The following is a 25,743-nucleotide window of genomic DNA, read 5'->3' as shown; positions in this document are numbered from 1 at the left end:
ACCCATCGCCGTAATGCGCTGGGTATCGCTTCGCTCAACGCCAAGGCGAGGCTTATTCCAACGCCATCCATTCCTCGCTCAGGGCGCGCGCGTGACGGTCCACGGTAGTGGGCGCAAAAGGCCGACCGGAAGCGCTGACCAACGCACTGCTCTGGCTGTTCATGTCGAGCAGGGCAACGCGCAGGTACTGCCAGCGGGCCTGGATCTTGGTCAGCTTCGGATTATCCTCGGCCAACCCCTGCATTTCCTGATCAATGAACGGCACCAGCTTGCGTTCATCCTGCCCAAGATAGGTATCCGGTTGTTCGCGAGCGATCTCGAAATTACCAAAATAGGCGCGGCTGAGGTATTGCACGGCGAGGTATTCGACCTTGGCGGCCACCTCGGTGGGCGAGGCGGAAGGATGCGTGCGCAGGGCACTAAGGAAATCGCGCAGCGCACGGGCCAGTTCTTCCGGATAGCGCCAGGGCATGCTGTCTTCCCCTGGGCCGAAAGCCACGCCACGGCGCAACTCTTCTATCAATTGCAGGTGCAGGCGGTACAGCGTCTCGTCGGACTGCAGCGCCTGCATGGCCCGTTGCAAAGCCTGGATGTCATCCTCCAGCCGCAGCTGATGGTCTTTCTGAAATCCTTCACCACGCAGCAGTAACAGGCTACCGGTAGCCCGCGTGGCCTGGATCTGAACAGTTTCCACCGGCGTCAACGCGGCAAACGCCAGTGGCGGCGCCATCATCAACAGGCCCAGAAAAAGAGCCGCCAGGCGGCGCAGTGAAACCACGAACGTTGGCATGGGATGCTCCTTTTTTATTGTTGTGAGCCGTCAGCCCAGTGGCCTGGAATGACGTGGTCCCCAGCTTAGCGCTCGCCGTAACGAAAAGAGTCAGTCGAAAAGATGATTTGTGACCGGCTTGGCCTGGCGCTCTCACATGACGCCATGCAGGCGCCTTGTGGGGGGATGTCGCTTTTTTTACATCCACCCTGGGCACCGACAGGTGGACAACTAACAGCGGTTGTCCACCCTACATGCCTCTACGTCAGGGATGCAGCGGCACACCGGCCTTGGGTTTGAAGTACAGCGTCTGGCCACGGCTCAAATCAACCAGGCTGTCGTGGTCCTTGGCCACTTCGGCTTCGATCGGCTCTTCCTGCCCAGAGAGCTTCAAGGTCACCCGGGTAATGGCGCCGAGCGGACGTATGTCACGCACTTCGCCGGCGAGGAAATCGCTCAGCTGGCTACGGGACAGGTCCACTTCGTGGGGGCGGAACAGCACATGGTGCTCGGTGCCGACATACAACCGGTTGGCGTCGCCCAGGAAGTGATAGACGAAATCGCTGGCCGGATGCTCATAGACCTCGGCGGGCGAGCCGACCTGCTCGATCACGCCCTTGTTCATCACCACGATGCGGTCGGCCACTTCCATGGCTTCCTCCTGATCGTGAGTCACGAAGACGCTGGTCAGGTTGATGTCCTCATGCAGGCGCGCCAGCCAGCGACGCAGCTCCTTGCGTACCTTGGCATCCAACGCACCGAAGGGCTCGTCAAGCAGCAGGATCTTCGGCTGCACTGCCAGGGCACGGGCCAGGGCGATGCGCTGGCGCTGGCCGCCAGACAGCTGCTCCGGGTAACGGTCGCCGAGCCAGTCCAGCTGCACCATCTCCAGCAATTCCTTGACCCGCGAGGCGATCGTGGCCTCATCCGGGCGCTCGCGCTTGGGCTTCATGCGCAGGCCGAAGGCGACGTTGTCGAAGATGGTCATGTGACGGAACAGCGCGTAGTGCTGGAACACGAAACCAACGTTGCGGTCGCGCACGTCGCGGGTGGACACGTCTTCGCCGTGGAACACGATGGAACCGGTGTCCGGGGTTTCCAGGCCGGCGATAATGCGCAGCAGGGTGGTCTTGCCGCAGCCGGACGGGCCGAGCAGGGCAACCAGCTCACCGCTGTGGATATCCAGGTTGATGTCGTTCAATGCGCGGAAGGCGCCGAACTGCTTGTGGACGTTGCGGATTTCAATGCTCACAGGTTTTATTCCTCCGCGCCGCTGTGGCGTTGGCGGTTAATTCGCGATTCGCTCCACTGCTTGAGCAGCAGGATGATCAGGGCCAGGGCCAGCAGCAGGCTGGCCACGCTGAACGCCGCGACGTGGTTGTATTCGTTGTAGAGAATTTCGACATGCAGCGGCAGGGTGTTGGTAACCCCGCGGATATGCCCGGACACCACCGACACGGCGCCGAACTCGCCCATCGCACGCGCCGTACAGAGTACCACGCCATAAATCAGCCCCCAGCGGATATTCGGCACCGTGACGTGCCAGAACATCTGCCAGCCGCTGGCGCCAAGCAGACGCGCGGCCTCTTCTTCCTGGGTGCCCTGCTCCTGCATCAAGGGGATCAGCTCACGGGCGACGAAGGGCACGGTGACGAACAAGGTGGCCAGCACGATACCTGGCACGGCGAAGACGATCTGGATGTCGTGGTCCTGCAACCAGGGGCCGAGCGCACCCTGGGCACCGAACAGCAGTACGTAGATCAAGCCGGCGATCACCGGCGAGACCGAGAACGGCAGGTCGATCAGCGTGACCAGAATGCTCTTGCCGCGAAACTCGTACTTGCTCACGCACCAGGCGGCGGCAATGCCGAACACCAGGTTGAGCGGCACCGAAATGCCCACGGCGATCAACGTCAGCTTCAGCGCCGCGATAGCGTCGGGCTCAAAGATGGCGCCGAAAAAAGTGCCCAGGCCGTGCTTGAGCCCTTCGCTCAGCACGATCACCAGCGGCAGCAGCAAAAACAGTGCGAACACCGCCCAGGCCGCGCCAATCAGCGCGATGCGCCCCCAGTGGCGCGGGGCCGGTCGATGCACGACGGTAAGGGGCGCGGCCACGGAAAGACTGCTCATGACGGACTCCTCAATGGGCTCGAATGTAGCGCTGCAGCAGATTGATCAGCAGCAGCAGGATGAAGGCCACTACTAGCATCAGCACGCCAATGGCGGTCGCGGCTGCGTAGTCGTACTGGTCGAGCTTGACCATGATCAGCAACGGCAGGATCTCGGTCTTCATCGGCATGTTGCCGGCGATGAAGATCACCGAGCCGTACTCGCCGACGCCACGGGCGAAGGCCAGGGCGAAGCCGGTCAGCCAGGCCGGTACCAGCGCCGGCACCAGCACGTGGCGAAACACCTGGAAGGGTTTGGCGCCCAGGCAACTGGCGGCCTCCTCGACTTCCTTGGGGATGTCGGCCAGCACCGGCTGCAGGGTGCGCACCACGAACGGCAGGGTGACGAAGGTCAGCGCCAGGGTGATGCCCAGCGGGCTGTAGGCGATCTTGAAGCCCAGGCTGGTGGCGAACTGGCCGATCATGCCGTTGGGCGCATACAGCGCCGTGAGCGCAATGCCGGCCACCGCGGTGGGCAGGGCAAAAGGCAAATCGATCAGCGCCTCGATCAGCTTGCGTCCGGTAAAGGTGTAACGCACCAGCGCCCAGGCCAGCAGCGTGCCAATGATGCCATTGAGCAGCGCAGCGCCTAAAGCGGTGAGAAAACTCAGCTTGAGGGCGGCGAGCACGCGCGCGGAACTGATGATGGCGATGAACTGGTCCCAGCTTAGCTCGGTGGTTTTGACGAACAGGGCGCCCAGTGGAATGAGCACAAGGAAGCTCAGGTAAAACAGGGTGTAGCCCAGGGTCAGCCCGAAGCCGGGTATGACGGGAGACGTTCGAATGGACATGGTCAACGTTCGCTCTGGTTGAGCTACAAGCAAGCCACAAGCGGCAAGCACAGGAACCAGATGGGCTCGCTCTTGCCGCGTGAAACCTGTCGCTTGCAGCCGGCGCGCTTAGTACGCCTGGTAGATCTGGTCGAACACGCCGCCATCGTTAAAGAACTTGGGCTGTGTTTCTTTCCAGCCGTTGAAGTCCTTGTCGATGGTAATCAGCTCAAGGGCCGGGAACTGCTGACTGAATTCAGCCGCCACTTTGGCGTTGCGCGGGCGGTAGAAATTCTTCGCCGCGATGCGCTGGCCTTCTTCGCTGTACAGGTAATTCAGGTATGCGTTGGCCAGTTCGCGGGTGCCGTTGCGCTCGACGTTCTTGTCCACCACGGTCACCGGCGGCTCGGCAAGAATCGACAGCGACGGCACGACGATTTCCAGCGCGTCGCCGCCTTCTTCCTTGAGTGCCAGGAAGGCTTCGTTTTCCCAGGCCAGCAGCACATCGCCGATCTTGTTGTTGACGAAGGTGATGGTCGAGCCACGGGCGCCGGTGTCCAGCACGGGCACCTGCTTGTACAGCTGGGCCACGTACTCCTGCGCCTTTTCGTCGCTGCCGTACTGCTTCTTCGCCCAGGCCCAGGCGGCGAGGAAGTTCCAGCGCGCACCGCCGGAGGTCTTCGGATTCGGGGTGATGACTTCCACGCCAGGCTGGACCAGGTCGCCCCAGTCCTTCAGGCCTTTCGGATTGCCCTTGCGCACCAGGAACACAATGGTCGAGGTGTAGGGTGTGCTGGCGTCCGGCAGACGCTCTTGCCAATCTTCCGGAATCAGTTTGCCGAGGCGGTGCAGCTCATCGATGTCGCCAGCCAGGGCCAGGGTCACCACGTCGGCGCGCAGGCCGTCGATCACCGAGCGGGCCTGCTTGCCAGAGCCGCCATGGGACTGCTGGATGCTGACCTTGTCATGGCCCTGGGCTTGCCAGTGTTGGGCGAAGGCGGCGTTGAATTCCTGATACAGCTCACGGGTCGGGTCGTAGGACACGTTGAGCAATTTGTCCGCAGCGAAACTCGGGGCGGCGAACAGGACGCTGGCCAGGGCGGCGACAGCGAAACGGCGAATGGACATGGTGCAGCTCCTGAAGTTTTCTTTTACGTCTTGGCTATTTTTTGAGGAGGAGTGTCAGCTCCGCATTCGCGGGCGACAGCTGCAGTACCGGTGCGTAGTCATCTGATGGTCTCGATTCATACACGCCCTCCGGTGGTCCAGTCGGGCTTCAGCGTTGGGGTGTTTAGGCAGGCTTGCCCGGTTGATTGTGCAAACGAAATTTTTCCTTGCGCTCGATCTGCACGACTTGGCCGTTGTGCACGGTGATTTCCACCGAGCCAAAGCGCAGATCACGCAGGGCGTTGTGGATTTCACGCAGCAGGGTGGCATCGTCCTGTCCGTCGAGGCTGAGAAGGGTTGCGCTCATGGTGGCTCCGAAAGGTCGGCACCCTGACCAGTGGGCCAGGGCGTGGAGCGGAATATAGAGATCACGTTATATTCTGAAAAATACCGTTTAAGAATTTTTATATTCATTTAATTCATATCAACAGCAATTCCTGGCCAGACGCCAATGCGTGCCGGGGATAAGCAGTTGTAGGGGCGAATTCATTCGCCGTGCGCCGGGGTCGTCGGCGACTCGCGTGTGCGAGTTCCGTGCGGGTGGAGGCACGAGGCGTAGGTCGCAGCGAAGAGGTGCCCAATGCGTCATGAGTATGGCGAATGAATTCGCCCCTACGCGATGCGGGTACGGCTATCAGCCAGCCACCGGCCGAATGCCTGGGCAGGTTATGAATTATGGAATAAGAACATAATCTTTTATTCCTTCAACACTGCATTAACCCTCCCTACACTGCCGCCATTCCTTACGGAGGTGGCCTATGCCCAGTTCCCTCATTCGTTACCTGATCGTCCCCGGCTGGCATGGCTCACCGGTGGATCATTGGCAAAGCCACTGGCAACGCACCTTGCCCAACAGCGCCCGCGTCGAACAGGGCGATTGGCTGACCCCGCGACGCGAGGACTGGGTTGCCCGGCTCAACGCTGCGATTGCTGCTGATGGCTGCCCAACCATTCTGATCGCCCACAGCCTGGGCTGCGTAACGGTGGCGCACTGGGCCGAACAGGCACCACGACATTTACTCGGTCGCGTGCGCGGGGCCTTGCTGGTCGCACCAGCGGACGTCGAACGGCCCGACTGCCCCGAGCCATTGCGCAATTTCGCGCCACTGCCGCGCCAGACGCTGCCGTTCCCTAGCCAGTTGATTGGCTCGGACAACGATCCGGCAGCCACTGCCACACGTGCGTTGCAGCTCGCCATCGACTGGGGCGCCGAGGCCAGCATTCTCAGTGGCGTCGGGCATATCAACGTGAAATCCGGGCACCAGCGCTGGGAGCAGGGCTTTGCTTGGTTGTACCGTCTGCAGGTGCAGATCGACGAGCTGGAGCGGCGTCGCGCCTGACTTTTCACAGCCCGCGCGGGTAAAGCGTTCGCCACAGATTTTTGACGCCACGAATGCGGGTTGCGCGCCCTACAAATCAGCCGATGTGAAATCGGCCCTACAAAGAATGCCATGCGTTTAGCCGGCCTTGCGAAAGGTCAGGTTGATGCGGTGCGCGCCGAGCAGCTCATGGGTCGCGGCCTTAATCGTCAGCACGCCATGGTAACGCAGGCGATCCACGCCACCCCACACCACCACATCCCCATGCAGCACCGGCACCCGCTGGGTCTTGTCGCTACGCTTTTGGCCGCCGAACTGAAACACGGCGGGAATGCCCAGCGACACGGATACAATCGGCGCGCTGAAATCCTGCTCATCCTTGTCCTGATGCAACGAGAGCTTGCTGCCCGGCGCATACCGATTGATCAGGCAGGCATCGGGCAGGAAACCGGCAAACCCCGCCTCGGCGGCAGCGGCTTGCGCCAGACGCAAGAAGACCTCGGGCAACGCCGGCCAGGGTAGACCGGTCAGCACATCCGCTGGGGCATAGCGATAACCGTGGCGGTCCGACTCCCAGCCCAACGCGCCGCAATTGCTCATCGCCACCGACATGCTGTAGCCGCCCGGTGTTTGCATATGGCGAAAGGGCGCAGTTGTCTCGATATCAGCCAGCGCTGACAACAAATCGGCAACGTAGGGCAAGGCGAAGCCGCGCAGCACACAGGCGCTCGGCCCCAGCCATTCGGTGGTCGGAGTGGATTCGGGAAACAGGTCGGGAATGGAGCCCAGTCGAGTGTGATCTTTCATGGACATATGATCCTGCGCGACACGCCACAAAGGAACGCCAAGTGGCCAATGGCCGAACGCTTTTGTAGGGGCGAATTCATTCGCCTGGCGCATGACTCCCAGGCCACACCGCCGCCGCGACCAACTCAAAGGCATCAGCTGGGTCGTTCGTCGCACCCCCGCAGGTGCCGGAAAGCCCGATGCCAGGCGAACGAATTCGCCCCTACAAATGCCCCGCCAAAAATAATTCGTCAAAATAATTTAAGTCCCGCTTCAAGTCCGTCGCCCTACCTGTATAGCGGGCAATCGAAGCCAGCTTTCCAAGCCAATTTTTTGATGGAGGCCCACATGGCCATCTCGATTCATACCAACTACGCCGCATCGCTGACCCAGACCAACATGACCAAAACCAACAGCGCGCTGGGCACCAACCAGCAGCGTCTGGGTACCGGTCTGCGCGTAAACAGCGCTGCTGACGATGCCGCTGGCCTGCAAATCGCCACCCGCCTGAACGCTCAGGCCCGTGGCCAGGCTGTTGCCATGCGTAACGCCCAAGACGGCATTTCCCTGCTGCAGACCGCCGAAGGCGCGCTGAACGAATTCACCAACGTTGTACTGCGCATGAAGGACCTGGCCACCCAGGCAGCCAACGGCACGAACAGCGCCGAAGACATCACCGCTCTAGACGCTGAATTCACTCAGCTGACCGCTGAACTGAGCAACATCATTGATAACACCAGCTACGGTGCTGACAACAATCTGTTTGCATCGGGCGGCAAACTGACTGCAGCCCTGACTCTGCAAATCGGTTCGTCCTCTGCTGAAACACTGGACATTGAAGTACAAACTGAAGTCGCTGCGATCAGTACTGCACTGGCCGCTGCATCGGGTGGCATCTCTGCTTCCGGTGCTGCCAACACCATGATCGACTCGCTGAACACTCTGCTGACCAACGTCGGTTCCGCCCGTGGCGCCATGGGTGCCAGCATCAACCGCCTGAACCACACCATCAACAACCTGGCCAACATGGCCGACAACACCAACACCGCCAAGGGCCGCATCATGGACACCGACTTCGCCGCCGAAAGCGCAGCGATGGCCAAGAACAACATGCTCATGCAGTCCGGTATCGCCATGCTCAAGCAGACCAGCCAGATGCCAGGTCTGGCCATGTCCCTGCTGGGCTAAGCCCTGCCGCGTTTCCAGCCAGGCTCGCCTGGTTGGAAACCACAAAAAACCCGGCTCGCCGGGTTTTTTTGTGCCTGGAAGAAATGTAGGGCAGGTGCAATGCCAGCCGCAACACGAGGTCCAGCCATGCCTCCTCTTCGCGGCGAGCTCGCCGCTCCCACTGTGAAATCCGTGCTACGCGCCCACCCTGTGGGAGGCCCGCCCTCGGCCCGAAGCCTTCACTCAGCAAAAAATTTGCCCTTCTGTCATCGAAAAACTCACGGCAGCGGAAATAGGTCTTCTGGCCGCGACAAGAAAATGGGAACGATCCTTGCTATTACCTATGTGCTCTCACATTGGCATCAGTTTTTTGACGCACGTCCCATTACACCTTAAGTGACCTTTGCCCATGAACAGTCAAGCCCTCCAGCACGCCGTAGTCGACAGCCCCTGGTCTGCCGATTCCTTCACGCTGCGCACAGGCCGGAGCGCCTGCCGCGCCCTGTTCCAGCCGCAGCAGTACCAGTTGCGCCTGCAGCCCGAGCAAGGCGACACCGAACGTGTCGAGTTGGGTTTCGCCGGCAGCCGGGTGCTTGAGCGCCTGCTGCAGACGCCCGGCGAGGTGGTTACCCGCGAGGACCTGCTCGGCTACGCTTGGGCCGACCGCGTGGTCAGCCAGGGCAGCTTGAACCAGCAGATCTATGTGCTGCGGCAAATTCTCGGCGACGAAAAAGGTCGACAGATCATCCAGACCCTGCCGCGTCGGGGGTATTTGTTCAACCCGGACTATATCGAGGCCGAGCAGGTATTACCGGCTTCTTCCGCCGAGACGCCCGCTACGGTTCAGGCCTCACTGGACTGCAACACGAGCAACACCCGCCGCAAACTGCCGAGCTGGTGGCGACTGGTAGCACTGCTTGGCTTCACCCCCTTGCTCGCCACCTGTGCGGCCAATCTGCCAGGACTGTGACGTCTTAAGCCGTACGATGCCATTGCTGTGACGGGCGAATTCATTGGCTTTGTCCAGCTGTTGCAAGGGGCGTTACCCAAGCGTTCTATTCACCGACCTTACAACTGGTGTAAGGCGGTGACGCTCGTTGCAGGCGGGTTGGCTGTGTCATGGCGCACGTTCCTCCCGCAACTTGCGCCGGGCGTGGCCGCCCGACGAATTTCATGCCCGCATAACTCACCGCTTAGGCACGTTTCTGGCAGCTTGCATCAGCAGTCCTGCGCCCCTAACGATGTCGGGCCCTTACAGCCGCTTGGCGAGGGCGGCCTCCCACAGAGGTTCAGTGTGGGAGTTGCGACCTCGCGACGAAGACGATGGCACGGCTTAAACGCAAGCCCACCCAAACAAAAGGGCGGAAGGCAGGAGTTCTCCCTGCCGCGGGCTGCGCGGGTAACTGCGTATCAGATGCTTCCTGCGCTCGGCGGGAATCGAGCTGGGACGCTCCGCGCCCCTTCTGAGGCGCAGCCCGATCACTTACTCCACCCAGAGTGTGTCAACCTCTTTGTTCAGCACGCTAACAGGAGCGGGCTGTACAACCTTCTCTGGCACCTTTAAACGCGTGCCTTCCTTGGTGTAATGCAGCTGCGGGTAGCTTTCGCCGAACAGGTCGCGGTACAGCCCTTCGGATTTTTCCGTCAGCAGCAGCAGCTCGATGCGTCGGTTGGCGCCGTCGCGCGGATTGTCTGCGCGCAGCGGCATGACGTCGGCCAAGGCCGAGACTTGCAGCACCTGCGTCGCCTGTAAGCCGGCATTGACCATCACGTTGCGTGCCAGCAACGCGCGGTCCCCGGACAGGTTCCAGTTGTTGTAGGTGGCGCTCTTGCGGTACTGCGTGGCATCGGTGTGGCCGCTGATGATCAGGCGGTTTTCGACCTTGGCCAGCATGTGCGCCAGGCTGGTCAGCAAACGCTGGAAATGCGGATTGAGCCGCGCGCTGCCGCGCTCGAACATGAAGCGCTGCTGGTCGTCCTTGATCAGAATGCGCAGCCCTTGCGGCACCACGATGACTTCGAGGTTGGACAGCGCATCCACTTCACCGGACAGCTCCTCGATCAGATCCGCCAACTGCTCCAGATCTTCGCGGGTGTTGTACTGCCTGATATCTTGCGGCTCGGGCTGGATCTCGCGCACGCTGCCGTCCAGGTCGATCGGCAGCTCGCTGATGTTGTCGAACATATTGGCACCGACCATGCCTTCCATCAGCGGGTTGCTGACCGGGTCGTCGGCGCTGAGCGGCGAAGACGTCTTGCTTGGATTGATGATCCACAACACCATGAACAGCGCCATCATCGCCAGGGTAAAGTCAGCAAAGGCGACCTTCCAGGCACCACTGTGGGCGCCTTCATGGCCCTTCTTACGACGCCGCTTGATAACAATCTCGCGATCCTTATCGCCCTTCCTTCTCAAGCTGCTCATGCTGCGTCCCGCTCTTCCTCATAGCGGTTGACCCAGGATTCGAGCAGGCTGAACGCCGGCTTGACGTCCTGCTCGATCAGTTTGCGACCGGCATCCACCGACAGCAGCGTCGGCTTACCGGCCACATGGGCCACCAGCGTGGTGCGCACGCATTCCAGAGCCGACAATTCGGTGCGGATGCGTTGCGACATGGCCGTGGCCAGCGGCTGCATTACGCAGTAGCAGAAGAAGATGCCAAGGAAGGTGCCGACCAGCGCAGCAGCGACACTGGCACCGATTTCCGCAACCGAGCCGCCAATATTACCCATGGTGATGATGATGCCCATGATTGCGGCGAGAATACCGAAGCCGGGCATCGCTTCGCCGACCTGATTGAGCGAGCGCGACGGCAGCAGCAGGGTTTCCTCCATAGCTTCCAGTTCCTGGTCGAGAAAACCTTCCAGTTCGTGGGCACTGATCTTGCCCATCGCCATCAGGCGGAAGTTGTCGGCAATGAAGGCCATCAGGTTGGGTTCGGCGAGGATGAGTGGGTATTTGGCAAACAGCTCGCTCTTCTCCGGTTCCTCGATGTGCTCATCGAGCACCTTGAGGCCGCCGATTTCGACCATTTCCAGCAGCTCATAGAGGAGCATCAGCAGTTGGCGCTGGAATTCTTCCCCGCGCCGTTTGTAGACCACCACACCCTTGATCTGCTTGAGCATTTCGATCAGCACTTCCTTGGGATTACCCACGATCAGGCTGCCCAGGGCGGCGCCGACGATGATGAGCAATTCTGCAGGCTGCCAGAGCATGGCCAGGTTGCCGTTGGCCAGGGCATAACCACCCAGGACACACGCGACAATGAGGAGAGATCCGAAAATTTTCTGCATAACGGCTCGACTAATTAGGCTCGGTTAATAAGACACAGGCCCGTTTGACGGCCTGCTTGATCAGCTGGCAAATCCGTGCATCGCTGAGGTCCAGCACCAGCGCGATCTCCTTGAGACTGAGGTCGTGCTGGTAGTAAAGGGTCAACACCAACTGTTCGCGCTCGGACAGCCGGCCCAGCACCTGGGCCAACAGGCGTTCCTGATGCACGCGCTGCTCGAACCCCTCGGTGACATTGGCGTTCGGTTCATGGCCGTCCTGCAGCAACGCATCGAGGCTTTCGAGCGCTTCGCCGGACTGGTCCAGCAAATATGCGTGGTAGGCGTCTTCATCCACGCCGAGGTGCGTACGGATTTCCTCATCGCTCGGCTCACGCCCTAGCTGGCGCGCCAGGGCACGCACGCCATCGCGCATCTTGTGGCTCTGCTGACGCACTTGCCGTGGCCGCCAGTCCTGGCGACGTAACTCATCGAGGATCGCACCGCGAATGCGCAGGCTGGCAAAGCGACCAAATGCTTCATCCGGCTCGCCATAACGACGCAGGCTGTCGAGCAGGCCGAGCAGGCCGATCTGCTCCATGTCTTCGCGATCCAGCGTCGAACTGGCCTGCAGTGCCAGCTGGCTGACAATGCGCTTGACCAGCGGCAGATAACGCAATAGCCAGCGCTGTTCGTCCTGCGGAGCGAACAGCGGCGGGGCGCTATGCCCAGGGTAGGCTGTCTCGACGACGCAGGGGCTGTTCATGATTATTGCGCGAGCATCTTGCTGACCAACACGTGCTCGAACGGTGCCTTGAGCTGGCGTGCGGCAAAATCATCAAACAGGGTCTGCTCGATCAGCGCCTGCAGTTCGATAATGGACATCTTGCGCAGTGTCTCGTAACGCATGCCTGACAATTCGGCGACCACCGAATTGCGCACCACCGGCACCAACGGTGGCAGAAGCTTGCTGTCGACCTTGGCGCTGATCTGCAGCGCCAGGTCAATCACCACGTAATGTTCACGTTTGGCCCCGCGCACACCAATGATGATTTTCTCGATGGGCAGAAACTGGTAGGCCGACAGCTCGCTCAGCTCCCGCAACTGTTGGGCGGAATCACCATCGGCCGCGTGCAGATCACCCGTAAACGGGCGCTGAGTCATAAAAAAAGCCGCCAACGCTGTACCCACCACAATGATGTTGAGTACCAGCAGCACGACGATAACGCGGGATGACCTCATACTTTCTCTCTTACGAATTTCTGGAGTGCGCGTCAGACCGTAACCAGCACATCGGAGGTATCACGCTGGCGGGTGTCGTCCCCGCTTGGCTCCAGGACGTTGTCCCGTACCGCGTTCTCCGCGTAGCGCAGTGGCTCCTGGCGTGACTGCTGACCCGACTGACTGTCGGCACCGACCTGGACGTTGACCTGAACAAAATGCTGCGTGAGCAGCTCCTGGCGCAGACGGTCACTGGTTTGCTGCAGCAATCTAAGGGTATCGGCCTGTCCCGCATTGATTTGAATGGTGATGCGGCCCGCCTCTTGACTGACCACGATTTCCAGCTTGCCCAGCTCCGGAGGGTCCAGGCGAATGGTGGCGCGTTGCGCCTTTTGTTGTATCTGCATATCGACGCTGTCACGCAGTGCATGCAGCATCTGCTCGCCACGCTGGGCGTCCGAGCCTTGTAGTTTGAGGGTTCGCTCCGGCAGTGCGCTAACCGCTGCCGGTAGCTGACTGGCCTGACCGGAGAGCACCGCTGACGTCTCGCCCTCGGCCGCTTTGCCAACCGCAAGCGTGCCGGCCATATCCACGGTAATGCCGATAGCATTGCCGGTATTGAGCGGTGCGGCCTCGGCGCGCGCAGCGCCGGCGAGTGTTTCACTGCGCACTTCAACCTGGGCAGGCAAGACGGGAGCCTTGCCGTCGGCGGTATGTGGCTGCGTCAGGCGATCACCCGGCAGCCCTGGCAGGGATTGCGCCGCGCGATCCGCCAACACAGCGCTCTGGCTTGTCGCTGGCTGGGCCTGAACCTGTTGCTGTTGCTGGGCCAGCAGGCTGCCCAGCAGGGCTTCGATCTGCTCGAGGCCAGCTTCACCTTCAGGGGCCACCAAAGTCGGCTCCACTGCGCCAGACTCGACCGGCTCCAGCTCGGCCAGTACATCCACTAATTCAGGCAGAAGCTCAGCGCTGGCACGCAGCTCCGTCGCAAATCCAGGGGCGTTGTTGGCTACATCCTGCGATGCGGTTCCTGCAACTGCGGCGGGTGCGGACTCGGCAGCGGCGGGCAAGATGGCAGAGTTCGCCTGCTGGACAGGTCCGGCCAGATTAATACTCACAGCTGTATTCACCGCAGACTCTCCACCCAGGCATAAGCACTTCGGCCATCTGCGGGTTGTTCGTGACTGTCCAACAGCACCCGCAGGCGCTGACATTCTTCCTGGCAGCGCTGGCGCGCCAGACCGTGCAAGTGCTGAACATCCCGGCACGCGGCCAGCAGTTCGGCGCTGGGCTCGTCACCCTGCTTGCGCAGGCTCAGCAGGATGTCGCGCAGCGAGCGATCAATTTCGCGGATAGCGTCCCAGTCATCGAGATGCAGCACGCGCTCGAGTTGCACCTTGAGATTGTGCAGACGCTGCAGCTCATTGGCGGGCGGCACGCACGCCCTCCCACCCTTCGCGCAACGTGCCGAGTAGGTTTACCACTTCGTCCAGACCTTCCAGCGACAACGTCACGCTGACATCGGCCAGGCGGTAGATGCAGTAGTCGTACAACCGCGCCAGACCGGCAACCAGTTCGCCGCCGTTTTCATAGTCCAGGGAACTGGACAGCCCGTTGAGAATATTGATGCTCTTCTCGATCGAGCGGCCTTTCTCTTGGTAGCGCTTACCTTCGATGTGACCACGGGTGCGAGCCAGCTCGTCGAGCAGACCGTCGAACAGCACCAGCACCAGTTCGTAGGGCGAAGCCGCAGCGGCCTTCGACTCGAGATCGACCATGCGATAACTGTTGTAGCTGTCTTCGTAGTGGTAGGTCATGGGGCCTCAGTCGTTAGGATCATTTCTTTTCGGCGCTGGCGAAGTCGAAGTACAGGCTGGAGGTCTGCTCCAGCGTCGACATGATCTGCATCATGCTGGTGTACTGCTTGAGATAGCGTTGATAGAGATTCTCGTACTGGGTATCGACCCGCTCGTACTCGATATCGGTTCGTTTCATGGAGTCGCTGATGCTGTCCTTGCGCGTTTTCAGGATGCCGTTGACGCTGCTGGTGTAAACCGCCAGGCCGCTTTTGGTATCCAGCAAGGAGTCGAGCAAGCCTTTAGTGGCTCCATCGCCCTTGAAAATGGCATCCAGGGCTTCGGGCTTAGTGGCCAGCATCTTGTCGAAGCGCTCACCATTCAGCTCAAGGCTGCCATCGCGCTTGGCGGTGATACCCAGCGACACCAGCGATTCGCCACCGAAATTCTGGCGAATCAGCTTATCCACCATGCTCTTGATGCCGCGGGTCATACCGTCGGCGGCCAGCGCGCCACGCTCGGATTCTTCCGAACCGCTGGCAGTCAGGCTCTTGATGGTGGACATTAGGCTGTTGTAGGCGTCGACGAACTCCTGAACCTTGGCCTTGGTGGCGCTTGGGTCCTGGGCGATATCGATCGTCAGCGGCTGGTCACCTGCAGCGTGTGCCTTGGTGAAGGTCAGGCTGATGTCATCGATGACGTTGGAGAAGGTATTGCTGGAGTTGCGCAGCTCAATGCCTTCGGCCTCGCTGGCTCCCATATACACAACGGCGTCTTGGGCGGTAGACAACTGCTTGCTGCCCAGAGTGGTCTTTGTTGCGGCCTCGTCCTGCCCTTCGAGCATCAAGGAGATTTTCTGATTCTCGCCAGGATTTTCGCTGGTCAGAACCAGGCTGGTCGTGGTTCCGCTGCGTACAAGCGTGGCATTGACCGCCACTTTACTATCCTTCGCCTTGGCGTTGATGGCGGCGGCCAATTCTCCAAGCGTGGCGTAGTCCGCCGGATTCACCTCGAATGCAGTCGCCTCCGTATTACCGGGCTGGCCGACGGTCAGCTTGCCTGTAGTGGCGAGGTTGCTGTCGTTTAGGCCCTGCAGGGCAACCTGGTCCTTGCTGGCCAGTTGCTTGACGAAAAACTGATAGCTGCCGGCCACCGCCTTGCCGCCCACGGTCGCCGTAGCGTAATCCGAGCTGCTCAGCGTGGCCTTGTTTTGCACCATCGAACTGGCGCTGCCTGTGCCTTTCAGGCCACTGAGCTTGGTTTGAAAGGTGCTCAGGGCGGAACTCAACGTATTGAGCGCCGTCTGCTGAGCCTGGTAGTTCTTTTTGTTGCGATCCAGGCGACTGTAGCTGGTCTGGGTGTCGAATCCCGCCAGCTGGGTGGCCATGTTGTAGGCGTAGTTACTGTCAAAAGTCGTCATGTCTGGTACCCCTTGATGGTTAGGAGGCAATTCCGATGCCAAAACGCCATGCCGTATAAAATTGGCCGTAGCGCCGTTTGCAGCTGAAACTCCGCTTCCGCGCGAAGCACCTAATACCCCGGCGCGCGCCCGATGCGGAAACACCGCTTCCGCATTCCAGCTGGTGGTGGATTTGATAGACACAGGCGACCTAAACGCCGCAGGGCTTAAGCGCCAAGGTTCTGACGCCGTAATAAATGAGGGACCGCAGCCCCTAGAGACAGTGCTCGAGTACAACCTGTAAGGAGGCGCATACCAGAGTTTATCGACCGCAGCACTGGAACCGTGCCCGATACGGCCAGTACAACCCGATCGGCATAGACTCGGCAGCCTGCGAACCCCATCAAGGCGCTCGCGGCTTCTTGCAGCGAAAATACGCACCGTCCCATACGCCGCCAGCGCGCTTGCGCCAGCCACTCGGCCGACTTTCACCCGAACCTGGAGCTCCGGCATGCCGCCATCCGTCAACGCTCGCAAACCCCGCGCCAGCAGTCAGGCGCGCATCGCTGCCATTCACAACGCCGCCCGCGCCCAACTGGCCGATTGCGGCGTGAGCGGATTGACGATCTACGGGGTGGCCGAGCGCGCCCGGATTCCGCCTTCTTCGGTGTACCACTTCTTTCCCAGCGTACCGGCGTTGCTGCAGTCGCTGGCAGGTCAAGTCCATGCCGCCTTTCGCGCCACACTGACCGTGCCGGTTGAGCATGCATCGCTGCAGACTTGGCAGGATTTAGCGCGTCTGGTTGAGCAGCGCATGCTGTGCATCTATGCCGACGACCCCGCCGCCCGCCAACTGATACTGGCCCAGCATGGTCAGGCAGAAGTGACCCAGGCCGACCTGCAGCACGACCTGGAATTGGGCCGGTTGATGCACGCGCTGTTCGACCGGCACTTTGCCCTACCACCGCTGCCCGAGGACCTGGATGTCTTTGCGCTGGCTATGGAGCTGGCCGATCGTGTTTATGCTCGCTCGGTACAACAACACGGCGAAGTCATCCCCCGCTGGCGGGAAGAAGGCGCCCGAGTCTTTGTCGCCTACCTGGGTCTGTACCTACCACCCTGCTTGGTCAAGCGGACTGAACCCCTCGAAAACGGATTCATATCGGCAGTTCTCGAGAACACGCCCTAGGATCTTGCGTTAGCGCGCTTCATTTATCGATTTATATCGGCTATACATCCGCATAAGCCCACCTGGGCCACACTGTTATCGCCGACGGCGAGATCCCATCCGAGTATCTCCCCGGATGGTCTGCTGCCTGCAATAAAGACCTCATCGGTGGGTTAACCCACCCTACGGAAGGAAGACCGATGATCACTCTGACCACCAGCCCTCGCGCCGATGGCTTTCGTATGCCCGCCGAATGGGAAGCACACCACCAGACGTGGATGATCTGGCCCGAGCGCCCCGACAATTGGCGCCTCGGAGGCCAGCCAGCACAGGCCGCGTTCGCAGCCGTGGCACGCGCCATCGCCGAATTCGAGCCGGTCAGTGTGGGCGTGTCTGCCGGCCAGTACGCCAATGCCTGTATGCAGTTGGAGCATGCCAACATCCGCGTTGTAGAACTCAGCAGTGACGATGCCTGGGTACGCGATACTGGGCCAACGTTCGTATGCAATACCCAAGGCGACGTGCGCGGTGTGCATTGGGATTTCAACGCCTGGGGCGGCTTCAACGGCGGTCTGTATGCACCCTGGGACCGCGACCAACAGGTCGCCAAGAAGATTTTGCAGATTGAGCGCCAGGATCGTTACCGCACCGCCGACTTCGTGCTGGAAGGTGGCGCCATTCACGTTGATGGTCAGGGCACACTGATCACCACCGAAGAATGCCTGCTCAACCCGAACCGCAACCCTCACCTGAACCGTACTCAGATCGAGACGCTGCTCAGCGAGCATCTGGCAGTCGACAAGATCATCTGGTTGCCGGAAGGCCTGTACAACGACGAAACCGATGGGCACGTCGACAATTTTTGCTGCTTCGTGGGTCCCGGCGAGGTGCTGCTGGCCTGGACCGACGATGCGCAGGATCCTAACTATCCACGCTGTCGCACCGCCTGGGATGTACTCAACGACACGCTTGATGCGCAAGGACGTGCACTGACGATCCACAAGATACCGATCCCCGGCCCCATTTATGCCACTGAAGAGGAATGCGCCGGTGTCCAGACGGTTACGGGCAGCCAGCCGCGCGACCCGTCGATCCGCCTGGCCGGTTCCTATGTGAACTTTCTGATCGTCAACGGTGGGATCATCGCTCCAAGCTTTGATGACCCAATGGATGCGCAAGCTGAAGCCATCCTGCAGCGCTTATTCCCTGAGCACCGAGTGGTCATGGTGCCTGGGCGGGAAATCCTGCTGGGCGGGGGCAATATCCATTGCATCACCCAGCAGCAGCCGGCGCCGCAGAATCAGTAGAGAGCATTCATGAGCGAGGGCGCCAGGCTATGGCGCCTGCAGGATCAGGACAACAGGCTGACTACGCTGTAGCGGGTCAGGTTGGCTTGGCTGACGACGACCTGGGCCTGGCTGACATAATTGACCGGCCCACGATGCATGACTTCGTTCAGTGCTTCGACGTAGGTTTGCGCCCACTGGCGCTCATCATCTTGCAGGTGCTCGGCTAGAAATAGGCGTATATCCGACTCCCGCTCGCGGATCTGTTCACGCAGTTGGGTGACCCGGTCCAAGGCACTGACCACGCTGTCGAGGATCTGGCGCATTTCGCGCACTGACTCCAGGGCAGATTCGCTTGGCAGACCGAGCAGACCATCTTCGGCGCTTTCCACTCGCGCATAGTGGCCCTTGGCAAACAGCTTGCCCTCACCCTGCACCGCCAGCTCGTCGCGCAGCGCAGTCCAGTCGCTTTCACGAGCGGAGAATTTCAGCGAGCCGTCCGGATCGATTTCCGCGCGCAGTCCCGCCTGGTTGAGGGGCAAGTTGAAACGGCGCAAGGTTTGCTCGACGCTCATACCGTCATCGAGGACCACCGCCAAAGGTTCGCTGAGCTGGCGCCCGGCGCTGAATACTAGGGTTTCCTGGCCCGAGGCGCGCACCTGCTCGATGTTTTCCAGCCCCTGCAGGCTGAAGCGAATGCGCACCGGCTCATTCAGTTTCAGCTGGAAACTGGCATCGAGCACATTGCCGGTGTTACGGCTGCGCTGGTCGAGGATTGCGTTAACCTTCTGCAGCGCTTCGCGCGCTTGCTGACGGCTAACTGACTGGCTGGAGGCCGCGCTGACCTCGGCGCTCAACTTGAGCTTGAGCTGACTGAGCCGGCTCTGCACTTCATTCAGGTAGCTGTTGGCCGACTGGATGGAAGACAACTGCTGGTTGAGTTGCAGGCTGTAGGTGCTGCTCTGGCGTGGCGCCCGCTCGCTGGTGCGAGTTTCGCGCTGGACAGGCTGCGCGCGGCTCTGACGTTGTACGGGGACACCCTTGAGGTCCGCCGTGCGACGATCCAGGTCGAACGGCGTGACGGCTGGCAGTTGTTTATCGACAACCTTCATAGTGTCCCCTTATTCCTTAAAGCAGGTCGAACAGCGACATTCCAGTGAGCTTGGCATAGGTTTTTTGCGTGGCCTGTATGGCCATCTGGTAATTGGCCAGCTCTAGCGAACCGAGAGAATAATCGAAGCGCGACAATTCACCTTCGATTTTCTCATTGACCAGGGAAATATCCGCCTGGCTGTTGGCAAGCAGAGTCAGCGTGTTTTGCCGGCCACCGAGTTCGGTGACATTCATCAGTAGAGCATCATGGCTGCTATCCAGCGCCACGATTGCGTCGGTAATGCTGGTGCGAACTACCGCTGGATCGAGCGTGGCATCCTTCATGGAAGCCACGGCCTCGTGCAGCTTGTTGAGCAGATCCACATTGGTGCCCAACACCGTTTCGGCGGTGACATTATCATCGAGCAGCACGCCATTGGCCACGGCGACCTTGCGGGTGTCGTTGTTGCCGCCCAACGTATAAACGGTGCCATCGAACTTCACAGCCTCCTGGTTGGTGGCGGTGCCGGAAAACAAAAAGCGCCCTTCCTCGTCGCGCGAGTTGAAATAGCTGTAAATGGTTTCTTCCAAGCTTTCCAGCTCGCCGGCCATGCTCTCCAGTGCAGCCTGGTCATTAGTGCCGTTGGCTGCCCAGAGCAACAAGTCGCGCACGCTAAGTATGGTGTCGGATGCCGCAGTGAGGTTGGTCTCGGCCGCCGACAGGCGCCCGGACAGGTTGGCAATATTGGTCTGGTATTGGGCCAGACTGGACTCTTCCCGGGCGATGCGCAGCAACCGCACGCTGGAAATCGGGTCATCCGATGGCAGGATGATACGGTCGCCTGTGGCCATCTGCTGCATCAGCTTGCCGGTTTTCGCTGCGTTGTTGCTCAGCGAGCCATGCATGATGGCGTTGATCTGGGCGTTGGTGATGCGCATATCGCTATCCTTCGTTAAATCGTCGGGGCCGGCAGCACGCCGGCGCGCAGTCGTCAGAATACGGCCAGCATGCTGTCGAACAGGTCGCGGGCGGTGCTGATGACTTTCAGGTTGGCCTGATAGGCCTGCTGGAAATTCATCAAATTCACACCTTCCTCATCGAGGCTCACCGCGCTGATACTGTCGCGCTGGGCCTGGACCTGAGCCAGCACCGACGTGGCGGTTTCCAGGTCCGCCTGACCCTGGCGACTCTGACTGGCCACTTTACCCAGCAGAGAGGCATAGGCATCGTTGAGAGTGCTGGTGTTGCCATCAACGGTCACAGTGGCGTTTTTAAGCTGGATCAGCTCCAGCAACGTCTCGTTGTTACCCTGCGCGGCGTTGGCGCCGGAAGTGGAGAAGGCCAGCTCCCTGGGAGACAGGCTGGCGACCGTCAGCACCTGCGAAATGCTGGTGGGGTCATACACGAACAGCGGCTTGCCGGGATTACCATCCAGATCCGTACCGCTGGCCAGGACAGTGTTGAACTGAGTCGCCAGTTCACCGGCCATCTGGTTGATGCTGCCCTGAATAGAGCGCAGTGAATTGTATTCAGCGTCGTGCAACCCACCCAGCTTGCCGCCCCAGCCATCGCGAGCCATGGGAAACTCGGTGCCGGCGAAGGACAGCTTGAAATCCTGCTCGTTATCGGCTCCGGCGCTTAGGCTGACGGTTGCAGCGGTGGCTCCAGCCACCAGCGGCTGTCCGTTAGCCAAGGAAACACTGAAACTGCCATCAGCGGCTTCGCCCACACGGATATCGGCCAGTTCGGCCAAGCTCTGTACCAGGCTGTCGCGCTGATCGCGTAGGGCCTTGCTGTCACCGTTGGTGGCATCGGCGTAACCAATGCGCTTGTTCAACTCGGCAATGTTGCCGGTCAGACCATTTAACTCGGTGACCATCGCCTCGCGTTGGCCGCGTACGGCCTTCAGCTGCAGCTCGATATTGTTACTCAGGCCGTTAAAGCGTTGGGTCAGAGCCCGAGCTTCATTGAGTATCTGCTGACGAAGGGCAATGGAATCAGGCGTTGAAGTCGTGGCGTTAAGCGCCGCATAAAGGTCGTCCAGGCCGCCGCTGATATTCGAGCCTTCGCTGGCCATCATCTGCTCCAGCGCAACCAGATACTGCTGACGACTTGAGTTGATCCCCTGCTCGCTGGTCGAACGCCACAGCTGACGATTGACGTAATCGTCGGCAATACGCCGAATCGTCGTTATTTCTACCCCACGACCGCCACTCAAGGTGGTATGCCCGGAAAGCGACATCTGCTCGGTACGCAGGCGGCTGAAGCCCGGGGTATTGACGTTGGCGACGTTCTGGCTGGTGGTGGTCAAGGCAGTCTGCGAGGCGCGTACGCCGCTCATGCCAATCTGGCTCATAAGACTCACGAGCGATTCTCCTTGGTGTCAGGACGAATCGGCTGGGCAAAAGCCGCCGACAGCGCTTGATGAGGGGGCGTGGAGGTATTCGACGCCAGTTGCTGATTCAAGGCGACCGTTTCGCCTGCCGGCTTAAATGCCGCATGCGATTGCGCCCAGCTACCGGTCAGCGGCGCTTGCAACGCCTGGCTGGGCAGCGCGGCCACCGGCTCGCCGCCCAGCTGCTCGACCAGCATATCGGCGATGCCGGTGTTGCGCTGGCCGGCCAGTTTTTCGGCGAGCACTTCGTCGTAAAAGTCGCGCATGGTGTCCAGCTCGCGACTGCGCATCGAGCTGCCTTCGGACAGCACATCGCTGGCCTTGCGCATCTGTTTGAGGATCTGTTGCAGGAACATCGCTTCGAACTGCTCGGCGGCGGCCTGCAACTGGTCGTTGCGCGAGATGCCGGTGTGCTCCGGGGCGTTGCGCCAGGACTGCAGCGTATTCGGAAGGTTGAGAATACTCATGGTCAGATCACAATCAGTTCGGCGTTGAGGGCGCCAGCGCGCTCCAGGGCCTGGAGAATGCTCATTACGTCATCCGGCGTGGCGCCCAGGCTGTTCACGGTATTGATAATGCTTTCCAGATTGGCGCCTTCCGGCCAGCGGAACATGGCATTGCGGTCCTGGGTGACTTCCAGCTCCGAACGGGGCACTACAGCCGTCTGGCCCTGGCTGAACGGCGCGGGCTGGCTGACCTGCGGGTTTTCGCTGATGGTCACGGTCAGGTTGCCGTGGGACACGGCCGCAGCCTTGACGCGTACGCCCTCGCCAATCACCACGGTGCCGGTGCGGCTGTTGAACACCACCTTGGGTCGCTCGCGGCCCTCGCGCACCTCCACCATTTCCAGCATGGCCATGAAACTCATGCGCTGGGTGCTGGTGACCGGCGCTCGCACTGACACCTTGGTGGCGTTCAGCGCCGTCGCCGTGCCGGGACCGATGCGCTCATTGATCGCATCCACCACACGGGTGACGGTCTGGAAGCTGGGGTTGCGCAAATTGAGCATGATGTCCGGGCGCTTGGCGAAATCGCTGGGGATCATGCGCTCAACGGTGGCGCCGTTGGCGATCCGGCCCGTGGTCGCACTGTTGATCGACACGCTGGAGCCGCTGCTGCCTTCAGCCTTCAGGCCGCCGACCACTAGGCTGCCTTGGGCCAGGGCATAGATTTCGCCGTCCACGCCATGCAGTGGGGTGAGCAGCAGCTGGCCGCCGCGCAAACTCTTGGCATCGCCCAAGGACGACACCGTGACGTCAATGCTCTGCCCTGGGCTGTAGGAAGGTGGCACGCTGGCGGTGACCGTCACCGAGGCGACGTTCTTCAGTTTGGGATCGACGTTGGCCGGCAGGTTGACGCCGAATTGCTTGACCAGGTTGGCCATCGCCTGGTTGGTGAAACGTACCTGGTTCTTGTCACCCGAGCCATCCAGGCCGACCACCAGGCCATAGCCGATCAATTGGTTGTCGCGGATGCCTTCGACATCCACCAGGTCCATCAGCGGCACGGCCCGGGCGCAGGGCAGGGCCAGCAACAACAGAAGGGGGAGAAGCTTGCGCATGTCAGTATCCGCTTAGAAGGGGAACCAGGGGCTGGTAAAGAAGCGCGTCAGCCAGCCGGCCGAGTTGCTGTCGTTGAGCACGCCGCGCCCGGCATAAGAGATCCGCGCATCGGCGATGCTCTGCGAGGACACCTGGTTGAAGCGGTTGATATCGTCGGGACGTACCAGACCGCTCAGGCGGATGAATTCATCCCCCTGGTTGAGGCGCAACGACTTCTCGCCGCGCACCAGCAGCACGCCACTGGGCAGCACCTTGTGCACGGTGACGGCGATGGAGCCGAGCAGGGTGTTCTGCTGCGAGCTTTTCGCCGAACCGGAGAAGTCGCGCTGGGCATCGGCGGACGCCCCGAGGCGGTCGTACTCGCGACCGAAGACATTGGGCACGCCGATACCGATGGAGGACTCCTTGCCGAAGCTGGTACCGGCGCTCTTGCTCGATTGGGTCGATTCGTTGAGCACCACGGTGAGGATGTCGCCAACCCGGAAAGCGCGGTTGTCGTTGATCAACGAGCTGCCAAAGCCCCGGTACAACCCTCCCGCCACCGTCGTCGACTGCTCGTAGTCCAGTTCCGGCGGAGCATAATCGGTGGTATCGGCGTCTTCGCGCAACTCGTGGAAGCTGGCGCACCCACCGAGCATTAGCACAGCAACCCACAGACAAAGCGTGCGCATCATGGTCATCAAACGGTCTGGTTGAGGAATTGCTGCATGCCGGAGCTGGCGTCGAGCACCTTGGCGTTGGCCTCGTAGGCGCGCTGGATGGCGATCATCTGCACCATGGCCTCGACCACCTGCACGTTGGAACCTTCCAGCACGCGCTGCTTGAGCTGACCAAGGCCATCCTCACCCGCAGTACCCTCAACCGGTTCGCCACTGGCCACGGTTTCGCGGTACAGGTTGCCGCCCAGGGCTTCCAGACCAGCCGGGTTGAGGAAATTGACCAACTGGATCTGACCCAGGTCCTCGGTCACCCCTTGGGCATTGACCACGGTCACGGTGCCGTCGCTGCCCACAGTGAAACCGCTGCTGCCTTCCGGCACGAGAATCTCATCGGCCAGCGGCAGCCCCTGGGAATTGACCATCATGCCTTCGGCATTAAGCTGGAACTGGCCGTTCTCGGTGTAATAGTCCTCGCCATTGGGGCCTTGCACACGAAAGAAGCCCTGGCCGATGATCGCCAGGTCCATCGGCTGGCCAGTGGTCTGGATGTTGCCTTCGGTAAAGACCTTCTGGGTACCGACCACGCGCACGCCATTGCCCATCTGCAGGCCGGACGGCACGGTGTTGACCTGGTCGGCCTGGGCGCCGGGCTGCACCTCGATGGCGTAAAACAGGTCCTCGAATACTGCGCGGTCGCTCTTGAAGCCGACGGTATTCACGTTGGCCAGGTTGTTGGCCACGGTGGTCATTGCCATATCCTGGGCGACCAGACCGGTCTTGCTGACCCAAAGTGCCGAACTCATCGGTTAATCCCCTTTTCAGTGCCTGCCCCTGGCAATGCCAGGGGCGGATAATTAGTGATTGCTTCGGCGCAGTGCTCTTGGGGTGGGGCCGAATTTACTTCGGCTGCGAAGTCTCAAAAGGACCCGATCACCACCCGAACACCGCTGCCGATATGAAATCGGCCCCACACACTTAGCGCGCCCTTGCAACGCAACGGCTTCGTTTTGCTTAGCCGCGAATCAGCCGATTGCCTGCCTCGGACAGGTTTTCGGCGGCTTTCATCATCTTCACCTGGGTTTCGAACAGGCGGCTCAGGCTCATGGTCGATACCAACTGGTCGATGGACGAGACGTTGCTCGATTCCAGGTAACCGCTGGCCAGCGTGATGTCTTCGTTGGCTGCCAAGGGCTGGTTGTCGCGCGGGATCAGTAGCCCTTGGGCATTCTTGATCAGGTCTGCGCCCTGACTGTCGACCAGGCGGATACGGCCCACCTCGACCATCAGGAAATCGCCACGCGGCACCACCGACACCGTGCCGTCTGTGCCGATATGCAGCTGATCGTACTCCGGCAGCACCAGCGGGCCATCCTCACCCAGCAGCAGGCGACCACCGACAGTCAGTTGCCCTTCGGCGTCTACCTGCAAGCTGCCGTTGCGGGTGTAAGCCTCGGCGCCGGCGCCATTTTGCACGGTCAGCAGGCCTTGGCCCTTGATCGCCACGTCCAGCGCCCGGCCGGTGAAATTCACCGGCCCCGGAGTAAGGTCGACGCCGTTGTTCTCCACCCGCGCCATATGACGGCTGTCGTAACCGTAGCCTTCCACCTCGACGGCGGCTGCACGTTCCATGTCGGCGCGAAAGCCGGCGGTGTTCACGTTCGCCAGGTTGTTGGCGTGAATCTGCAGTGCCTGCATGCTGCGGTTGGCCGCTGTCATCGCGGTATAACCCAAACGATCCATGGATGATT

Annotated in this window: 27 protein-coding genes and 1 pseudogene; 5 read left to right on the top strand and 23 right to left on the bottom strand. The window is 60.8% G+C overall.

Annotation, left to right across the window (positions count from 1 at the left end; genetic code table 11):
• Nucleotides 1-52: 52 nt before the first annotated feature.
• From ACTV8E_RS01410 to oscA, 6 genes are all read right to left on the bottom strand, one after another.
• A complete protein-coding gene (locus ACTV8E_RS01410; RefSeq protein ID WP_251835649.1) occupies nt 53-790 on the bottom strand; it encodes a hypothetical protein in 738 nt (245 codons plus the stop codon).
• A 244-nt stretch (nt 791-1,034) separates the two neighbouring features.
• Entirely contained in the window at nt 1,035-2,021 is a 987-nt protein-coding gene (locus tag ACTV8E_RS01405; RefSeq protein ID WP_443198230.1) for a sulfate/molybdate ABC transporter ATP-binding protein, read from the bottom strand.
• A 5-nt stretch (nt 2,022-2,026) separates the two neighbouring features.
• The gene (gene cysW, locus ACTV8E_RS01400; protein WP_443198229.1) at nt 2,027-2,899 is read right to left on the bottom strand and encodes a sulfate ABC transporter permease subunit CysW; all 873 of its coding nucleotides are present in this window, start codon (nt 2,897-2,899) and stop codon (nt 2,027-2,029) included.
• 10 nt (nt 2,900-2,909) lie between these two features.
• Nucleotides 2,910-3,728 (bottom strand): sulfate ABC transporter permease subunit CysT, encoded by an 819-nt coding sequence (gene cysT / locus ACTV8E_RS01395; protein WP_443198228.1) that lies wholly within the window; start codon nt 3,726-3,728, stop codon nt 2,910-2,912.
• 108 nt (nt 3,729-3,836) lie between these two features.
• A complete protein-coding gene (locus ACTV8E_RS01390) occupies nt 3,837-4,835 on the bottom strand; it encodes a sulfate ABC transporter substrate-binding protein (RefSeq protein ID WP_443198227.1) in 999 nt (332 codons plus the stop codon).
• Between the two features lie 163 nt (nt 4,836-4,998).
• Nucleotides 4,999-5,181 (bottom strand): sulfur starvation response protein OscA, encoded by a 183-nt coding sequence (gene oscA / locus ACTV8E_RS01385; protein WP_443198226.1) that lies wholly within the window; start codon nt 5,179-5,181, stop codon nt 4,999-5,001.
• Nucleotides 5,182-5,632: 451 nt separating this feature from the next.
• On the opposite strand from oscA, the gene ACTV8E_RS01380 reads away from it, so the two are divergent.
• Nucleotides 5,633-6,214, top strand: a complete 582-nt coding sequence (locus tag ACTV8E_RS01380; protein WP_443198225.1) for an RBBP9/YdeN family alpha/beta hydrolase — start codon at nt 5,633-5,635, stop codon at nt 6,212-6,214.
• Between the two features lie 117 nt (nt 6,215-6,331).
• On the opposite strand, the gene alkB is transcribed toward ACTV8E_RS01380, so the two are convergent.
• A complete protein-coding gene (gene alkB / locus ACTV8E_RS01375; RefSeq protein ID WP_443198224.1) occupies nt 6,332-7,000 on the bottom strand; it encodes a DNA oxidative demethylase AlkB in 669 nt (222 codons plus the stop codon).
• Between the two features lie 327 nt (nt 7,001-7,327).
• Here alkB and lafA point away from each other — a divergent pair, with 327 nt between their 5' ends.
• Both lafA and ACTV8E_RS01365 read left to right on the top strand, forming a co-directional pair.
• Complete coding sequence (gene lafA, locus ACTV8E_RS01370; protein WP_443198223.1) at nt 7,328-8,167, top strand: lateral flagellin LafA; 840 nt, start codon at nt 7,328-7,330, stop codon at nt 8,165-8,167.
• Nucleotides 8,168-8,555: 388 nt separating this feature from the next.
• Nucleotides 8,556-9,116, top strand: a complete 561-nt coding sequence (locus ACTV8E_RS01365) for a winged helix-turn-helix domain-containing protein (RefSeq protein WP_443198222.1) — start codon at nt 8,556-8,558, stop codon at nt 9,114-9,116.
• Nucleotides 9,117-9,629: 513 nt separating this feature from the next.
• On the opposite strand, the gene ACTV8E_RS01360 is transcribed toward ACTV8E_RS01365, so the two are convergent.
• Genes ACTV8E_RS01360 through fliD form a run of 8 tightly spaced genes read right to left on the bottom strand, consistent with a single transcriptional unit; the run spans nt 9,630 to nt 15,853 of the window.
• Complete coding sequence (locus ACTV8E_RS01360) at nt 9,630-10,571, bottom strand: OmpA family protein (protein ID WP_443198221.1); 942 nt, start codon at nt 10,569-10,571, stop codon at nt 9,630-9,632.
• Nucleotides 10,568-11,440 (bottom strand): flagellar motor stator protein MotA, encoded by an 873-nt coding sequence (gene motA / locus ACTV8E_RS01355; protein ID WP_251835640.1) that lies wholly within the window; start codon nt 11,438-11,440, stop codon nt 10,568-10,570. The genes ACTV8E_RS01360 and motA overlap by 4 nt, the downstream gene beginning before the upstream one ends.
• 10 nt (nt 11,441-11,450) lie before the next feature.
• Nucleotides 11,451-12,182, bottom strand: coding sequence for a FliA/WhiG family RNA polymerase sigma factor (locus tag ACTV8E_RS01350; protein WP_443198220.1), 732 nt, complete (start codon nt 12,180-12,182; stop codon nt 11,451-11,453).
• 2 nt (nt 12,183-12,184) lie between these two features.
• A complete protein-coding gene (locus ACTV8E_RS01345) occupies nt 12,185-12,658 on the bottom strand; it encodes a flagellar basal body-associated FliL family protein (protein WP_273538311.1) in 474 nt (157 codons plus the stop codon).
• A gap of 32 nt (nt 12,659-12,690) precedes the next feature.
• Complete coding sequence (locus ACTV8E_RS01340) at nt 12,691-13,755, bottom strand: flagellar hook-length control protein FliK (RefSeq protein ID WP_443198219.1); 1,065 nt, start codon at nt 13,753-13,755, stop codon at nt 12,691-12,693.
• 8 nt (nt 13,756-13,763) lie between these two features.
• The gene (locus tag ACTV8E_RS01335) at nt 13,764-14,075 is read right to left on the bottom strand and encodes a hypothetical protein (RefSeq protein ID WP_251835636.1); all 312 of its coding nucleotides are present in this window, start codon (nt 14,073-14,075) and stop codon (nt 13,764-13,766) included.
• Nucleotides 14,059-14,454, bottom strand: a complete 396-nt coding sequence (gene fliS / locus ACTV8E_RS01330; protein ID WP_251835635.1) for a flagellar export chaperone FliS — start codon at nt 14,452-14,454, stop codon at nt 14,059-14,061. The genes ACTV8E_RS01335 and fliS overlap by 17 nt, the downstream gene beginning before the upstream one ends.
• A 19-nt stretch (nt 14,455-14,473) precedes the next feature.
• Nucleotides 14,474-15,853 (bottom strand): flagellar filament capping protein FliD, encoded by a 1,380-nt coding sequence (fliD, locus tag ACTV8E_RS01325; RefSeq protein ID WP_443198218.1) that lies wholly within the window; start codon nt 15,851-15,853, stop codon nt 14,474-14,476.
• A 490-nt stretch (nt 15,854-16,343) separates the two neighbouring features.
• Here fliD and ACTV8E_RS01320 point away from each other — a divergent pair, with 490 nt between their 5' ends.
• Together ACTV8E_RS01320 and aguA are read left to right on the top strand one after the other, a co-directional pair.
• On the top strand, nt 16,344-17,021 hold the full coding sequence (locus ACTV8E_RS01320) for a TetR/AcrR family transcriptional regulator (protein WP_443198217.1): 678 nt from the start codon (nt 16,344-16,346) through the stop codon (nt 17,019-17,021).
• Nucleotides 17,022-17,200: 179 nt separating this feature from the next.
• Nucleotides 17,201-18,307, top strand: a complete 1,107-nt coding sequence (gene aguA / locus ACTV8E_RS01315; protein ID WP_443198216.1) for an agmatine deiminase — start codon at nt 17,201-17,203, stop codon at nt 18,305-18,307.
• Between the two features lie 44 nt (nt 18,308-18,351).
• Here aguA and ACTV8E_RS01310 read toward each other — a convergent pair whose 3' ends face one another.
• The 8 genes and pseudogenes from ACTV8E_RS01310 to ACTV8E_RS01275 all read right to left on the bottom strand — a co-directional run bounded on the left by ACTV8E_RS01310 (nt 18,352) and on the right by ACTV8E_RS01275 (nt 25,735).
• Complete coding sequence (locus tag ACTV8E_RS01310; protein WP_443198215.1) at nt 18,352-19,398, bottom strand: hypothetical protein; 1,047 nt, start codon at nt 19,396-19,398, stop codon at nt 18,352-18,354.
• 16 nt (nt 19,399-19,414) lie between these two features.
• Nucleotides 19,415-20,317 carry a flagellar hook-associated protein FlgL gene (flgL, locus tag ACTV8E_RS01305; RefSeq protein WP_251835630.1) on the bottom strand — a complete coding sequence of 301 codons (903 nt, stop codon included), beginning with the start codon at nt 20,315-20,317 and terminating at the stop codon, nt 19,415-19,417.
• Nucleotides 20,318-20,370: 53 nt separating this feature from the next.
• Entirely contained in the window at nt 20,371-21,744 is a 1,374-nt protein-coding gene (gene flgK / locus ACTV8E_RS01300) for a flagellar hook-associated protein FlgK (RefSeq protein ID WP_443198214.1), read from the bottom strand.
• Nucleotides 21,745-21,890: 146 nt separating this feature from the next.
• A pseudogene (locus tag ACTV8E_RS01295) lies at nt 21,891-22,241 on the bottom strand (rod-binding protein); the annotation flags it as partial.
• Between the two features lie 2 nt (nt 22,242-22,243).
• The gene (locus ACTV8E_RS01290; RefSeq protein WP_273538326.1) at nt 22,244-23,335 is read right to left on the bottom strand and encodes a flagellar basal body P-ring protein FlgI; all 1,092 of its coding nucleotides are present in this window, start codon (nt 23,333-23,335) and stop codon (nt 22,244-22,246) included.
• A 12-nt stretch (nt 23,336-23,347) separates the two neighbouring features.
• The gene (flgH, locus tag ACTV8E_RS01285; protein ID WP_443198325.1) at nt 23,348-24,007 is read right to left on the bottom strand and encodes a flagellar basal body L-ring protein FlgH; all 660 of its coding nucleotides are present in this window, start codon (nt 24,005-24,007) and stop codon (nt 23,348-23,350) included.
• An 8-nt stretch (nt 24,008-24,015) separates the two neighbouring features.
• On the bottom strand, nt 24,016-24,798 hold the full coding sequence (flgG, locus tag ACTV8E_RS01280) for a flagellar basal-body rod protein FlgG (RefSeq protein ID WP_251835627.1): 783 nt from the start codon (nt 24,796-24,798) through the stop codon (nt 24,016-24,018).
• 208 nt (nt 24,799-25,006) lie between these two features.
• Nucleotides 25,007-25,735 carry a flagellar basal body rod protein FlgF gene (locus tag ACTV8E_RS01275; protein ID WP_443198213.1) on the bottom strand — a complete coding sequence of 243 codons (729 nt, stop codon included), beginning with the start codon at nt 25,733-25,735 and terminating at the stop codon, nt 25,007-25,009.
• Between the last annotated feature and the right edge of the window lie 8 nt (nt 25,736-25,743).

This window comes from Pseudomonas sp. B392_1p (genome assembly GCF_052245235.1).
Lineage (GTDB): Bacteria > Pseudomonadota > Gammaproteobacteria > Pseudomonadales > Pseudomonadaceae > Serpens > Serpens gallinarum.
This window is presented reverse-complemented; position numbering and strand designations above follow the sequence as displayed.

What these genes read in the sequence shown, in the direction of transcription:
- ACTV8E_RS01365 (WP_443198222.1), top strand. Translation starts at nt 8,556, where the DNA reads ATGAACAGTCAAGCCCTCCAGCACGCCGTAGTCGACAGCCCCTGGTCT.
- ACTV8E_RS01380 (WP_443198225.1), top strand. Translation starts at nt 5,633, where the DNA reads ATGCCCAGTTCCCTCATTCGTTACCTGATCGTCCCCGGCTGGCATGGC.
- ACTV8E_RS01360 (WP_443198221.1), bottom strand. Translation starts at nt 10,571, where the DNA reads ATGAGCAGCTTGAGAAGGAAGGGCGATAAGGATCGCGAGATTGTTATC.
- cysT (WP_443198228.1), bottom strand. Translation starts at nt 3,728, where the DNA reads ATGTCCATTCGAACGTCTCCCGTCATACCCGGCTTCGGGCTGACCCTG.
- flgH (WP_443198325.1), bottom strand. Translation starts at nt 24,007, where the DNA reads ATGCGCACGCTTTGTCTGTGGGTTGCTGTGCTAATGCTCGGTGGGTGC.
- alkB (WP_443198224.1), bottom strand. Translation starts at nt 7,000, where the DNA reads ATGAAAGATCACACTCGACTGGGCTCCATTCCCGACCTGTTTCCCGAA.
- ACTV8E_RS01390 (WP_443198227.1), bottom strand. Translation starts at nt 4,835, where the DNA reads ATGTCCATTCGCCGTTTCGCTGTCGCCGCCCTGGCCAGCGTCCTGTTC.
- lafA (WP_443198223.1), top strand. Translation starts at nt 7,328, where the DNA reads ATGGCCATCTCGATTCATACCAACTACGCCGCATCGCTGACCCAGACC.
- ACTV8E_RS01345 (WP_273538311.1), bottom strand. Translation starts at nt 12,658, where the DNA reads ATGAGGTCATCCCGCGTTATCGTCGTGCTGCTGGTACTCAACATCATT.
- ACTV8E_RS01290 (WP_273538326.1), bottom strand. Translation starts at nt 23,335, where the DNA reads ATGCGCAAGCTTCTCCCCCTTCTGTTGTTGCTGGCCCTGCCCTGCGCC.
- ACTV8E_RS01320 (WP_443198217.1), top strand. Translation starts at nt 16,344, where the DNA reads ATGCCGCCATCCGTCAACGCTCGCAAACCCCGCGCCAGCAGTCAGGCG.
- aguA (WP_443198216.1), top strand. Translation starts at nt 17,201, where the DNA reads ATGATCACTCTGACCACCAGCCCTCGCGCCGATGGCTTTCGTATGCCC.
- flgL (WP_251835630.1), bottom strand. Translation starts at nt 20,317, where the DNA reads ATGCGCATCACCAACGCCCAGATCAACGCCATCATGCATGGCTCGCTG.
- fliD (WP_443198218.1), bottom strand. Translation starts at nt 15,853, where the DNA reads ATGACGACTTTTGACAGTAACTACGCCTACAACATGGCCACCCAGCTG.
- ACTV8E_RS01275 (WP_443198213.1), bottom strand. Translation starts at nt 25,735, where the DNA reads ATGGATCGTTTGGGTTATACCGCGATGACAGCGGCCAACCGCAGCATG.
- fliS (WP_251835635.1), bottom strand. Translation starts at nt 14,454, where the DNA reads ATGACCTACCACTACGAAGACAGCTACAACAGTTATCGCATGGTCGAT.
- oscA (WP_443198226.1), bottom strand. Translation starts at nt 5,181, where the DNA reads ATGAGCGCAACCCTTCTCAGCCTCGACGGACAGGACGATGCCACCCTG.
- ACTV8E_RS01310 (WP_443198215.1), bottom strand. Translation starts at nt 19,398, where the DNA reads ATGAAGGTTGTCGATAAACAACTGCCAGCCGTCACGCCGTTCGACCTG.
- motA (WP_251835640.1), bottom strand. Translation starts at nt 11,440, where the DNA reads ATGCAGAAAATTTTCGGATCTCTCCTCATTGTCGCGTGTGTCCTGGGT.
- ACTV8E_RS01410 (WP_251835649.1), bottom strand. Translation starts at nt 790, where the DNA reads ATGCCAACGTTCGTGGTTTCACTGCGCCGCCTGGCGGCTCTTTTTCTG.
- flgG (WP_251835627.1), bottom strand. Translation starts at nt 24,798, where the DNA reads ATGAGTTCGGCACTTTGGGTCAGCAAGACCGGTCTGGTCGCCCAGGAT.
- ACTV8E_RS01350 (WP_443198220.1), bottom strand. Translation starts at nt 12,182, where the DNA reads ATGAACAGCCCCTGCGTCGTCGAGACAGCCTACCCTGGGCATAGCGCC.
- cysW (WP_443198229.1), bottom strand. Translation starts at nt 2,899, where the DNA reads ATGAGCAGTCTTTCCGTGGCCGCGCCCCTTACCGTCGTGCATCGACCG.